Source organism: Paenibacillus sp. FSL H8-0548, from assembly GCF_038630985.1.
Lineage (GTDB): Bacteria > Bacillota > Bacilli > Paenibacillales > Paenibacillaceae > Pristimantibacillus.
Genome location: NZ_CP152049.1, coordinates 5,690,255 through 5,703,722 on the forward strand (window position 1 = coordinate 5,690,255; position 13,468 = coordinate 5,703,722).

At 41.1% G+C, this 13,468-nt stretch carries 8 protein-coding genes; 1 reads left to right on the forward strand and 7 read right to left on the reverse strand.

Going from position 1 to position 13,468, the window contains the following annotated elements; translation table 11 throughout:
* Window positions 1-87 precede the first annotated feature (87 nt).
* Together MHI37_RS24500 and MHI37_RS24505 are read right to left on the reverse strand one after the other, a co-directional pair.
* Window positions 88-2,358, reverse strand: coding sequence for a helix-turn-helix domain-containing protein (locus MHI37_RS24500; protein ID WP_076339126.1), 2,271 nt, complete (start codon window positions 2,356-2,358; stop codon window positions 88-90).
* A 249-nt stretch (window positions 2,359-2,607) separates the two neighbouring features.
* Window positions 2,608-5,019, reverse strand: coding sequence for a glycoside hydrolase N-terminal domain-containing protein (locus MHI37_RS24505; protein WP_076339125.1), 2,412 nt, complete (start codon window positions 5,017-5,019; stop codon window positions 2,608-2,610).
* A 240-nt stretch (window positions 5,020-5,259) separates the two neighbouring features.
* Here MHI37_RS24505 and MHI37_RS24510 point away from each other — a divergent pair, with 240 nt between their 5' ends.
* A complete protein-coding gene (locus MHI37_RS24510) occupies window positions 5,260-6,162 on the forward strand; it encodes an AraC family transcriptional regulator (protein WP_076339124.1) in 903 nt (300 codons plus the stop codon).
* A gap of 447 nt (window positions 6,163-6,609) precedes the next feature.
* On the opposite strand, the gene MHI37_RS24515 is transcribed toward MHI37_RS24510, so the two are convergent.
* From MHI37_RS24515 to MHI37_RS24535, 5 genes are all read right to left on the reverse strand, one after another.
* Complete coding sequence (locus MHI37_RS24515; protein ID WP_256710671.1) at window positions 6,610-7,494, reverse strand: carbohydrate ABC transporter permease; 885 nt, start codon at window positions 7,492-7,494, stop codon at window positions 6,610-6,612.
* Between the two features lie 18 nt (window positions 7,495-7,512).
* Window positions 7,513-8,409 (reverse strand): sugar ABC transporter permease, encoded by an 897-nt coding sequence (locus MHI37_RS24520; protein WP_076339123.1) that lies wholly within the window; start codon window positions 8,407-8,409, stop codon window positions 7,513-7,515.
* An 86-nt stretch (window positions 8,410-8,495) separates the two neighbouring features.
* Window positions 8,496-9,932, reverse strand: coding sequence for a sugar ABC transporter substrate-binding protein (locus MHI37_RS24525; protein WP_342556515.1), 1,437 nt, complete (start codon window positions 9,930-9,932; stop codon window positions 8,496-8,498).
* Window positions 9,933-10,053: 121 nt separating this feature from the next.
* A complete protein-coding gene (locus tag MHI37_RS24530) occupies window positions 10,054-11,664 on the reverse strand; it encodes a response regulator (protein WP_179090263.1) in 1,611 nt (536 codons plus the stop codon).
* Window positions 11,648-13,435 (reverse strand): sensor histidine kinase, encoded by a 1,788-nt coding sequence (locus tag MHI37_RS24535; RefSeq protein WP_076338289.1) that lies wholly within the window; start codon window positions 13,433-13,435, stop codon window positions 11,648-11,650. Before MHI37_RS24535 ends, MHI37_RS24530 begins: the two co-directional genes overlap by 17 nt.
* Window positions 13,436-13,468 lie beyond the last annotated feature (33 nt).

The window sequence follows — 13,468 nt, forward strand, 5'->3', positions numbered from 1 at the left end:
AACAATAATCAAATTTGATTTTAATTAGCAAAAGTAAAACTGCCTTGTGGGGACTTAGGCCCACAAGGCAGCTCAGATTAATCCTGTTCACTCCGTCGACTCCTGCTTCAGTGCTTTAAAACTGCTTGGCGGCATTCCCTCATACTTACGGAAGAAACGATAAAAACTTTGGACATTATAATAACCCACTTCGGACGATATTTGAGCCACATTCATATTAGTTTCAAGCAGCATCTGTTTAGCCTTTTCAATACGAAGCATATTCATGTAATCGCTAAGACTTTTGCCTGTAAGCTCAAACGTGATTTTTCGCATATAAGAATAGCTAATACCAATCTCTTTTGCCATTTCTTCAAACATGATTTCTTCAGTAAAATGCTCTTCAAGGTACTGTATAATCCGCTCTCCGTAATTTTCCCCCGAATTTCGTACTTGGTACTGAATAATCTCCTTAAAAAACTCATGAAAATATTCTTCTAATTCATCCAGTGTATCTATAGAGGCAATGGTTGAATAAAGGTTGCCGCTTCCTGAAAAAATTCGGGCTGTGTTGATATTCTTTTCTCTAAGATGCTTAATCGTTACCCCAACTAACTGATTATAAATAAACAAAATGTTATAGTAGGAAATATAAACAGCTGAATGGATTTCATTTCTAATAAGCTCTAGCTCTTTTATGATACTCTCTAGATCACCTGAATCTAGATAATTTAAGATACGTCTCTCGCTATTTGCAGGGTAAATATATTTATCGGATTGATCGCTTTCCTCTTTCCAGAAGGTAATTCCACCGGTCCCCTCTATCATCCGATGCTTAATGACTTCCATGGCTTCCACCAGTTGTTCGGGAACAGTTGAATATTCATCTGATTGGCTGCTGATTCCAATAGTAACAGTATGACCAAGCAACTCCACTGCGGCTTCCCTTATCGCAATGAACGATTGCTTGAATTCATCAAAGTCCTTATTCATATCTTCTCGATTGTAATTAAAAACAATAACAAAATTCCCATCACCATGATATACACTTCTGCTATGAAAGTTTTCCGGAAATAATCCTTCACATTTAGCTATAAGAACAAGTCTATGGTAATTTCGTGTTTCCGGATTCGTGTGATTTACATATTTTCTATAACGGTCAATCGAAACAACCGCGATACGAAACGCTGGCAATAGAAACATGTCCTCTATTTGCTTGGAAACCTCACCTCTTAACAAATTATAAGTTGCTAAATTACGAGCATCCTGCTCGCTTTCTTTTATTAATTTATAAAGTCCTTCTTCCTCTTCTTGCATTCGCTTAAAAGCCGCGTCAAGGAATACAAGCTCATTTTTATTAGAAAAACCATAACCGTTACTACGAGAACGGACAGCTTGCGCCAGTTGACGTAAAGGTTTAGACAACCATGTCGCCAGGAAAACTGTAAGGAAAGCTCCAAGTAGAATAAAAATACCTGTCAGAATGAAAATTCTATTTTGTAAGGAATGAGCCTTGCCCATCAGTTCATCCATGGAATAAATATTAATATTCCACCACTTAGATAAACTAGATTGATGCCACGCATATATTAATCGCTCGCCGTCAATCTGATGGATGCTATAACCTTCTTGAATTCCTCTTTGCAAGATGTCTTCAATGAAAGGCAATTGCTCCCCGTCTGTTAAAAATAAATTCTCGTCACTATGTGATAGTATTGTTCCGTCAGACTCCAACATAAGATAACTATGCTTTCCGGATTTCGAGTTGTGAAGGTAATCACGAACCTGACTCTCCAGTAAATTGACTACAATCGTTCCTTGTGTTGTAGTAGAAAGGTGACTAAGAGGGAGTACGTAGGATAGCACATTACGCCCCGAGCTAAGTGTCCGAGCTTGCCAAACCCCGCTAACGCCTGAGCTCTTTGAGAATACTTCATCCATCCAATCCATGGCTTCATACTTCTCCAACATAGTAATTCCCTTATCAGTAGAAACAACATAATCAGAATCTTTCAAATAAAAATAAGATGAATATACACCTTCTACTCTGTTATTTAAGTTCATCAGTTCTTTTAATATAACCAGAGCTTCGTTTAAATTGTTATAATTGGCGTTAATTTCATCCAATGTTTTGAAATCGCGGATACGATCCAAAATTCTGGTTGTCGCTAGCCGCACAACATTTTGGGATAAATTGTTTAGTGCATTTTCATTGAGTTTGCGATTTGCATTTAGACCGTCTAGCGTTGATCCTGCAATGGCATTTTCTGAGTATTGGAGAATCTGTGTTTCGCTGTACCATGTTAATATTGAAATCGGAATTGCCATAACAAAAAACATGATCAGTGTTAGCTGTAGCATCATTGGGAATCGTTTCATAGAAAACTTCCTTTCACGGTTCAAACCTAGCCATATTCCATCAACGGGAAACGCTTACAACTCTTCCCCAAAAATTCAAACAAACTGCGTAAACACTATTATAGAATAGTTACGATCTGGAACCAAGTGATTTTTCAAACCTCTACTTAACGATTCTAGGCATCCCTGCCAAATATCAATGAAACAAACACCCCCATCGCAAGGATGGGGGTGTCAGTTCAATATATTATTCGTTATATTATTTCCGTACTATTCGAACATATCGGCATCCGTTGCTGTTATTACCAACGATTGCCCCGCCTTCATATTCAAATCGTAATAACCTTTACCGAAAGTGGATGAAACAATCGAAACGCCGGAACCTGAGAAACTATACTTGTTAAACCACTCCGGCAACTTCAAAGTTAGCTTCGTCTCTCTAGTGGCTACAAGATTTGCTTGGAACTTTCCAATCTGTTTATCCCATGAAAGTGAAATTGTACCTGTAGTGAAGCATAGTCCGGTGAATTCGCCTTTCTTCCATTTGTCTGGCACCGCAGGCAACAATTTGACTAGCCAAGAAGATACATAAAGAAGCATTTCCTGTACCGCGTTAACCCATCCCATTGAAGCATCCAATTGAATTGGAGCCTCGATCATGTCCATGCAGACCCCCATGTTTCTCCAGTCATTATGCAGTGTAAAGAAATTATTCAAAAGGCATGATCTAGATAGAATATCAAGACATTCAACAGCTCTGCTTCCGTCCCCCAAGCGTGCATAAACGGCTGCCATATGAGCAAGAGACCAACCGCTCTGCGCGCCAATCAGTCTTTTCTTTACTGCCGTCTCAAATGCATCAAACAATTCAGGCGAAAGCTCTCTAGTGAATTCCTGACCTGGGAAAATTGGATAAATATGCGACAGATGGCGGTGTTCATAGCGATCATCAAAATCTGGATGCATCCACTCTCGAAGTGCACCATCTTCATTAATCTGATAGGCTGGTATACGTTCGAGCAGATTTGTCCATTTTCCAATTTCATCTGCATATGCGCCAACTTCTTGACTGCCTCGAATAAGATGTGTCAAAAGTTCTTTTAGAATAGCCAAATCCATGGTCGCATTGATCGTCGTAGGCATTGGATGTGCAAGCGGTTTGCGATCTTCTGGCATGAAATTAAGTGGCGTATTTTCTGGAGATACGGATGGATAGTAACGAATTTGGCCATTTTCGTCCGTATCAAGGAAATCTTCATAGAACTTTGCAACCTGCCTCATAAAAGGCAATACTTTCTCCAGTAGAAATTCCTTGTCTCCCGTGTATAAGTAATATTCATAATAATGTCTAGCCAACCAGCCTGCAGCACTGGTCCAGTTCATTATGACCGGAACAATCTGGTTTGGAACTCCGTTTCCAGGAGTAGTGCCAGCAGGAATATAAATTCCACGACAACCAAAAAGTTTTTTCGCATTGTCCTTGAAATCATCCATCATACTTTCATAGTAATGAACCAACGCCGGCACCATCTCACTTAAGCCCCCAGCCATGGCGTGCCAATACATCATCTGAACGTTTTCATTAGCCATATTATGGCACCATGTAAGCTTATAATCCCCTGCCCATAGTCCATACATTTCGAACGGCATGCCGTCTGAAGCTGTTCCCGATATAAACAAATACCTCCCGTATGCCCACATTTTTTCTACTAGGCTAGTAGGTGCCTCACCATCATAAGCATGCAGCAGCAACTCTTCATTTGAAAGATGATCCTGCTCACCGTATAAGTTTAATGTAGCGGAAAAAAATAACCGCTGATGCTCAATAAGGTGAGAAGCAAGTAGCTGTTCATAGGTCTGATCCATGCTCGAAAGCTCATTTTGCAGGCGTATCCATTCTTGTTCTCTGTCTCCATTGGTGAACACTTTCACCAATGCTAGAACTTTATTTACCTCTGCAAACTGAATGCTTCCATTCTGAGCAGTGATTCGTCCATCCGATTCTATAACTCGAAGCACAGCACCAAAGTCTTTTCCATCATCATTTGTCGCTGCATAATACAAATATGAGCCATCCGTTCTAACTTCGAGCGTTTTCTCCAATTCTTTATATACAGCCAAGGAATCAGGGTCATCAGTCTGATGTAAATTAAACCAAAACTCCCCTTCTACTGCTCCCTCCGGACTGCTAACTTCATAGACGACTACGTCATTTTCACGGGAAACAAACAGTCTTCTTTCATACATTATTTCAGAATCTTCCCAACGGACTGTTACTTCGCCTGTTTCCATGTCTACACATCTATTATACTTACGAAATGCCCCAGAACATGGCATCGATAGCTTAATATCACCAAGTGGAAGTCTTGAGGCTAACGTGGTTGCATAACCTGACTCTTTAACCTTATTTGTTAAATGCCAACTAGCATCCAAATACTTTCCTTCGAGCATCAGCTTTCTCGTTTCTGCTAAAGTATGACCCACGTCAGGCAATGTATCCTTGTGGCCTAGATGCCATAACTTATTATGATTGAGCAAAATTGTCTCTTCTCTTACACCACCATACACGGAAGCTCCAATCTTTCCATTTCCAGATGGTAGGCCTTCTCTCCACATGTTTCTCCACCAGGAAGCTGGATATTTTAAATTAAGTTTATTTTTGCTAACTTCACTATTTGTCATTTATTGAGTCTCCTCTTCAATTGAAATTAACTTAATAATACTTGGTTATATAGCAGCTGTCTTTGCATAATAACAAACGATTTGTCCTTTTTTCCAATTTAAATACACTAGTTTTTTTGTTGCAATATCTTTAAATTAACAAACATCTGAGGCTCGTTATTTATGCTCTTGAATCACACATAGCACTGCGTTATAGTATGTTTATATAAAAAATCTAGATTCGGTGGGATATACGACACTATGAGAATTCCTCTCTATCGTTACAGGGTCGATTACTTGACACGCTATTCGGATTTTAATCCAATGCTTCTATTTGCACAAAAATACGAATTTATACAAACTGAACAATCTCCCTTGAGAAGATGTTATGCTAATGCGATTATTTTCGTCGAAGAAGGCAGTGGTGCGCTGTTACTAAATGGAATAGAGTACCCTATGAAAGCAGGTTTAATTGTGTTTATTGCAGCTGGAGTCCCTCATCAATGGATATCCCATAAAGAACAATTAATGATTCATCGCTGTGCTTATTTTGACTGGAAATATACTAGCAGACCCGAATTTAATTACCAGAAGGATTACTTTACACCAATCGAGCAACCGTTTAGAGAAGAATGGACGAGTTTTTTTCCGAACCTAAAGCTTCATACTGTTATGAAAGTCAGTAATATTTCAATCTGGTTATCTCATTACAATGCCTTTACTCAACCTCCAGCTATTCTCGGAGCAAGGAGTCCGATCGAATTTCTGCAATATAACTCTGCTTTCCAGACGTTCCTATTTCAATATTTGTCTTTTGCTGCAAAAAACGATTCGTGGTATGAACCTCGAATCGCTCAAATTCTTGAAAAGATCGAAAGCATCCCATTAGAGCAAGTGGACATCGATTTTTATCAATGGGCAAAAGAACTTAAAATGGGGAAGAGTCGATTTCATCAGTTATTTAAAAATGAAACAGGATACACACCAAAAGAATATGTTCAGCTGCGAAGACTCTATCAGTCGGCAGAAGATTTATGTACAACCAATTTGACCGTGACTGAGATCGCTCACAAATACAATTTCTCTTCCATCCATTACTTCTCAAGGATCTTTCGAAATGTGATGGGGTTGTCTCCATCCCAATTTAAAGCTAGGTATCAGTGATAAGACCGTACTTAGCGTTGCTTAGCGAATGGGGGCTGATTAGGAATCATTTCGAAGGAGTTAATAAAAGTAGCGAGAAGAGCAAATGCGCTGGGTGTAGGAGTAAATGATGACTTTAGTTAGCATTTTCGGGTGATAGCTATCTAGTCCGCCACCTGGGTAGGCGGCGTTAAAGATCGTATCTGTCCATCCGATTCGCGGCAGCGTTCAAATACTCAACTAGAAGAGTTAACCAGACCATTCCAGAGGAGCGTATTTAAACATGGCTCAATATTAGGTTACACTAGACCACCAATGATTAAATCAGCTGTTTGTCGGAGAATCTCGAGACGCGAGTATGGGCGTACTCCTGACCGACAAAGCCAACGTAAAGGCGCATCGCACACACAAAAAGAGCTTGGCCGCGAATACGCAGCCAAGCTCTTCCCTTCTCCCTATCCCAACCAACTAACCTTTAACAGAGCCGCCTGTCACCTGCATAAAGGACTTGTTCGCCAAAACATAAACGATCAGAATCGGTAATATGGACAAGCAGGCACCCGCCATAATGAGATGGGTTTGGGTTGCTGCTGTAGTCCCATATCGCAAATCTGCTAAACCCACCGTCAACGTTTGTAGTTTAGGGTTCGTCATCGTAAAAACCAGCGGCAGAATGTATTCATTCCAAGCGTTGCGGAAAGCGAACAAGGCAGCTACCCCTAAGCCCGGCTTCAATAACGGAAGGATAATTCGCCAATACACCGAGAAGAAATTACATCCATCAATGTAAGCAGCCTCATCCAAATCCCGAGGAATTCCTTTGAAGAACCCAATCAGAATAAAGAAGGTTGTCGCATGCGCACTGATGAGGATAAATATGATTCCCCATAACGAGGAATTTAGATTTAACTTCACCATCAGCTCAAATTGAGGACGGATCACAACAGCGCCAATCGATATGAACATCGTCGCCGCTTGCAGGCCAACATAGAAGCTTTTGCCGAAAAAATTTCGGCGGTCCACGGCATAGGCTGCCATAGAAGCGAGGAGCAGTGTGCCAATCGTTGTGAATGTACTAATAAAAAGGCTATTCCAAGTGAATTTTGCAAAGTCTGCTTGTTTCCAAGCCTCCAGGTAATTCGAGAAATGCCATACACTTGGAAGAATAGTCGCACCCGAGGTTAGCTCTGCATTCGTTTTGAAGGAGCCAAATAGCGTAACCAGCACTGGAAATACAGTAAATATCGCGATCATGGCTAGAAATCCCCATACGATCAATCTGGAAAATAAACGTTTCGCTCTCCTGCCGGTTTTTGTCAATGGAGCGATTTTAGTTGCTGGTGCAGTGTTCATTACAGCTAACCCCCTAAGCTAGAAAATACGATTCAAACGTTTCGAGATCCAGAAATAACCGATCGTAATGAGTCCAACAATGACGGCAGACATAAAGCCTACAGCGCTACCATAGCCGATCTGCTGGATCATCGTGGAGCTAGACGAAATCGGGAAGAACATCCGATAGACATAAAGATACATGACTTCGGTTCGTCCGATTGGACCGCCCTCGGTTAAGACCATAATACTCTCGTAGCCCTTTAAAGAGATGGTGATCGCCAGCATAATAATCATTTGCAGCACAGGCCCCAGCATCGGAACGGTAATATAGACAAACTTTTGTCTAGCGTTCGCCCCATCTAGTGAAGCACTCTCATAGACATCATCTGGAATGCTTTGCAGACCCGCTAGAAACAGCAGCATGTAGTTTCCAATAGCTCCCCAGATCGCAACGATAATCGAAGTAAACATGGCCATATCCGGGCCAAGCCAATCAATCCCTTTGGAAACGATGTGATATTTCATGAGAAACTGATTGATGATTCCGTTGTACGAATTGAAGATGTTAAAAAAGACGATGGAAATGACCGCCGTACTCAGTACAGTAGGCATAAAATAAATCGCTCTTAAAAAGTTTTTACCTTTTAGCCCTTTATTCAGAATAACCGCTAAAACTAACGAAAGAGGAATCGTGATGATGATTTTGCCCGAAGCATAGATTGCCGTATTAACCACCGAGTTCCAGTAGGCTTCATCTCGCATTAAAGCAGCAAAATTACCAAAACCGATAAAGACTTCTTCCCCATATCCGGGATAGCTATAGAACATATATCTAATCGCCCATAGAATCGGATAAATACCTAGCACCACGGTGAAGATAAGACTGGGTATAATAAATGAGTAGGATTCTCCTAATTTACGTAGGCTCGTCATGTTCAATTTCATCTCCTTAAATAACAAGGATAGGGTTTGCGAGATGCCCCCCTATCCTTCTGTGCAGGATTCATATCATAGCAGTATTATTTCGTTAACATCCCTTGCATGCTTTTCGCATCAAAGTCCGGCATCGCTTCCGTCGTTACGTCTCCGCTTGCTCTCGCTTTATCCAGCGCCACATTATATCGCGCATTGACATCCTCGATCATCTTATCCAAGTCGCCGCCGCTGATCGTGTATTTAATAAATAGGTTTGAAAAGTCCGTTCCATCCACGGTTACTTTCGGGGAGATCGGCCAAATGCCATCATTTTCTGTCGGAAGGAAGCCTTCAATGCCCGGAACTTCTGGTGTTTTGGACTTCGCAATAATGTCAGGAAGAAGGGATAATCCGTAACCACCCTCATAATACTTTTGCAGCACTTCATCGCTGTACATATAATCTAAGAACTGCCAAGCTTCTTCTTTGTGTTTGGTCTGACTGCTAATCGAAAGCCATGGACCTGTTTTCCAGTAGCCCGCTACGCCCTTAATCTCGCCGTTAATCGTTGGTGGCAGCGCTGCGGCCCAGTTAATCTTCGCCGGGAACTGTTCTAGATACACATTCGTCTCAGCAGAAATAGAGAGGTACATGCCAATCTTTCCTTCGGCAAATTGAGCACGAAGCGGATCAATATCCATCGCCTCCACGCCCGGCAGCATGCTGCCATCGTCCTTCATTTGTTTGAATGCGGTCATAATGTCTGCAAAGCCGGAAAAATCATATTTGCCTGTTTTAAAATCGTAGCCATAGCCGCCAACCCCACTGAGCTCAGCGATCGAACGTGGCGCTTTCTCAAATGAGTTGTCTGCTCCTTTAAAGTTAATGGCAAAGCCGTAGGCTCCGGTATCCTGGCCAGCTTCAGTCAACTTTTTAGCCGTTTCTACCATTTCATCCAACGTCGTAGGAGGGCCTGCAATGCCCGCTTTCTCAAATAAATCCACATTATAAATGAGTCTGCTTGAATACCCGTAGTTTGGAAGGGAATAAATTTGACCATCCATCATATTGGATTTATCGATCAGCGCCCCTCCAAACTTAGCGTCCATCTCCGCATTCATGTAACCATTCAACGGTTCCAGATACCCTTTCTTGACGAAAGGAATAAAGTTGCTTGGTGTGGTTCTAATAATGTCAGGTGCTTGCTTGCTCGAGAAGGCAATGTCCACGGACTGGTTATAGTTTTCAGACAGCCCTTTCACTTCTACTTCGATGTTGTTTTTATTTGTCTCGTTAAACCTTTGGACGACCTCCTGAATATAGGCCAAATCATGTCGATCCTCTGTCCAATAGTTTAGCTTCACCTTCGGTGCATCACTGGTTCCCTCGTTAACGGCTGCATTGGTGGACTGTGGCGATGTTTCGTTTGTCCCCTTAGGTGAATTCGTCGTATTACCGCCACCTGAGGAGCATGCGCTCAACGTCAGAGCGAGAATGGTGCTTACCGTCAACATACTTGTTTTGTTCATTTTATTAAACATGAATGCTTCAACCCCTTCGGCTTTTGTATAGCTGGTTATAGTAGTAATTATAATGAACAGGCACCAAAGACATAATGGGATAAACCGACTGAGAAGGGGGGGATTCCGACGATCTTCCTTTCTATTTTTGATAGGATTGCTTAAATTCTGAAGGAGTCAAACCGGTATTTTTCTTAAAAATTTCACTAAAGTATCGACGATCCTCATAACCAATCTGAGCAGCGACCTCCTGCACCTGATGTCCTTTCATCAGCATTTGCTTAGCACGATCAATACGTTCATTCGTTACAAATTGCAGAAATGTTTGGCCCGTAACCTTCTTGAATAAGTTACTGAAATAGCTGCTGCTAAGATGTACTAGCTTGGCACATTCATTCACAGACAAGTCCAAATGAAGATGACTGTTCACGTATTTAATTGCTTTATGTATAACTCGCTCTGCCTCGGTTGTTCTATACTTGTCCTGTAGATCACAGCCTTTTAAACAAAGCTGCTCAAGAGACTTTTGCAATTCCGACAGCGAAATGCGATTTTTCTTTTTATTGTCCTCGATGTCAGCCTTAAGTCCATTCAATTCATCTGCATGCAGCTTTTCCTCTAGCACTCTGAAAATGATAAAAACGAGCTCATCATACATCATAATGAGGTGCTGAGGCTGTGGCAGGGGCTCCAGCTTGGCGCAATTCTCATAAATTTGCTGTAATACGCCTAGTGCCAGCTCTTGATTTCCGGAACGAAGGGCAAAAAGAAGCTCCTTCTCCTGATCCAAGGAATACGTACGCATATGCTGACCCATTTGTTCAAAATCACCATATCGAAAAACCCCATTGCCGCCTGTATAAAAGTTATAGGACAAGGCACTAACCGCCTGCTGGTAGCCATGATGGATTTCTGAGATGAGGCTGATCTCAAGACTAATCCCGATGGATACGGTATAACGGGAAAATTGTGCACAATGATTGCAGCAAATCTCAGCTAACATGCCTGGGTCCATAAGTCCTGTTGAATTATAGATGACGACAAGGCGGTTCATGCTTTCTCTAAATACGACACCTTCTGTATAAGCAGCAATCGTCTCCTCCAAAATATTTTGCAGGGCAAAACGGGTTAACTCTATTTCACTAATGGGCAAGGCCTGAGTAGATTTGGAAAACCGATCGATCTCGACGACCATAATGATAAACCCTTCTCTTCTCATAGAAATCTCAAGAAATCCCCATTTTTCTCTTGCACTTTCTTCACTTGATGAATGGCGAATAAGCAGGTTAAAATACTCTTGTCTTAAAAGCGGCTTGCTCTCTCTCACTCTAGCTTCCATTTCATAAATCCGTTTATGCTTGCTCCGCTCAATCTCGATTTCTTTGACTGCCTTAAGTACAACCTCTACAATATCCTCCAATGAAAAAGGCTTCGATATAAAGTCAAAGGCTCCTAATCGAATAGCTTGCTGGGCATATGTAAATTCGGTAAAGCCGCTTAAGAGAATGACCTTGCATGACGGATGCGTTTCTATGATGCTGCGCGTTAATTCGAGCCCGTCCATTACCGGCATCCGAATATCTGTTAATATAATATCCGGCTGAAGCTCCTGAGCCATCGTTAGCCCTTCTTCACCGTCCAGAGCCGTACCTACAATTTCAATACCATAATCAGACCACGGAATCCCAAGAGATATACCATCAATAACCGTTACGATATCGTCCAATACAATCATGCTAATCCGTTTCTCCATACCCATCTCTCCCTTTCATGCTGATGATTAACTTTATCGTCGTTTTCTGATCTGGAATACTTTCAAAGAACATCTCTGAATCCTCGCCATAATAAAGCTGCAACCGATGATAAATATTGCGCAGCGCATACCCTGTCTTCTGAGTAGGGAACTGTAAGTTGCTCTTAATCTCGTCTACATTCATGCCAACCCCATTATCCGCTACGACAATAATGAGCAGATCCATCATTTTCCTGATCGATATATCAATTTTCCCGCCTGATCTTCGATTTTTAAAACCATGTAAAATAGAGTTTTCAACCAATGGCTGAAGAATTATTTTAAGAATGGTAATGTCAACAATGAAATCATCGCCTACATCCACCACCACATCATAGTCAAATAGATTCGTATAGCATTTTTTTTGAATAAATAAGTATTGCTTCACATGCTCGATTTCTTTCTCCAATGTAGTGAATTCAAATCCATTATTTAAACCAAGCTGGAACATACGGGATAAAGAAAGCACCATTTCCTTGACATCCTCCGATTGATTAAGTTGTGCTTTCCAATAAATTGTATTTAATGTGTTATATAGAAAGTGCGGATCGATTTGCGCTTGCAGTGCTTTAATCTCCGCCTTTCGCTTCCTGATCTCGATCTCTTCTGTTTCCTTGATGGAGAGTGCTAATTCCTCCAGCATACTATTGAATTTTCTTCCGACCTGAGCAACCTCGTCCTGAAATTCACTTTCAAAACGAACAGTTAAATCATTCGTATGCTCAACCCTTATCATTAGATTTCGGAGCGTTATCAAGGGGCGCAGCAAAAAGCCTGTCAGTATATTCGAATAAATCATGGCAAGCAGCAGACAAGCAATCATAATTAAAATGGATACCCACTTGATTAAACGAATTTGCTTCAGCAGATCTGCTTTGGATTGAATATTGAGCAAATTCCAATCCTCAGCCAAAGACAAGCTTGCATAATTGACCAAATAGTCGCTCTTATTTACTTTGTATTCAAAACGACCCTTTAAATCCTGATTAATCTGGGTAATAAACTGCTGCTGATTGACAATGTCAGACGGCCTGGACATCGATGAAAATACAGGAATCCCCTTATCGGTCATGAGATAAAATTGTTGAGTTGTTTCTTCTATATTTTTCATAATCATATCAATCAGCGTACTTTCTTTAATATTTACAATAATGTAAATATCGCTATTCTGATGATCCTCCATAAGCGGTTGCATGACTAACGTAATCACTTTATCCTTTCCACGAAAAAAAAGATCCTCATGTCCTTCTATCCAAATGGCATGCTGATATTCTTTAATGAGGGTATACATTTCGGTATCAAAAAAAGAGTTCTCTTTTAAACGCACATAATTAGTCGGATAAAACTCACCTATAGCAGTTGTGATCAGAATAGACTGGACTGCAGGCTCCAAGGCTTGAATTTGGGAAAATGGCGATTGGATCGAAGACAGCAGCTGATAATAGCTTTGCGAATCTCCAGAGGATACATTTTTCACAATCTCTTTAAAGGAATCGCTGATCGTCAAGGTCATGACCGAAACAATAATTTGCCGCAGCTTCTCATCAAATACTTGAGCTGATTTATTCAAGCTGTTTTGGCTTAATTCTGAAGCGTTTCTCTTCAGTACCGCTGCTGCAATAACATAAGTCATCGTCCCCGTGACGCTTATCGCTAACGTAATTAAAATGACAAACGAGAGCCAAATCCGCTTCTTATAAGATAATTGATGCAACCAGTTCCTGAAATTCAAATATTTATCCCCCCATGTTTTTGGTGCTCTCTC

Coding starts and splice junctions, on each gene's coding strand:
- MHI37_RS24525 (WP_342556515.1), bottom strand. CDS start 9,932: ATGTTTAATAAAATGAACAAAACAAGTATGTTGACGGTAAGCACCATT.
- MHI37_RS24510 (WP_076339124.1), top strand. CDS start 5,260: ATGAGAATTCCTCTCTATCGTTACAGGGTCGATTACTTGACACGCTAT.
- MHI37_RS24520 (WP_076339123.1), bottom strand. CDS start 8,409: ATGACGAGCCTACGTAAATTAGGAGAATCCTACTCATTTATTATACCC.
- MHI37_RS24530 (WP_179090263.1), bottom strand. CDS start 11,664: ATGGAGAAACGGATTAGCATGATTGTATTGGACGATATCGTAACGGTT.
- MHI37_RS24500 (WP_076339126.1), bottom strand. CDS start 2,358: ATGAAACGATTCCCAATGATGCTACAGCTAACACTGATCATGTTTTTT.
- MHI37_RS24515 (WP_256710671.1), bottom strand. CDS start 7,494: ATGAACACTGCACCAGCAACTAAAATCGCTCCATTGACAAAAACCGGC.
- MHI37_RS24505 (WP_076339125.1), bottom strand. CDS start 5,019: ATGACAAATAGTGAAGTTAGCAAAAATAAACTTAATTTAAAATATCCA.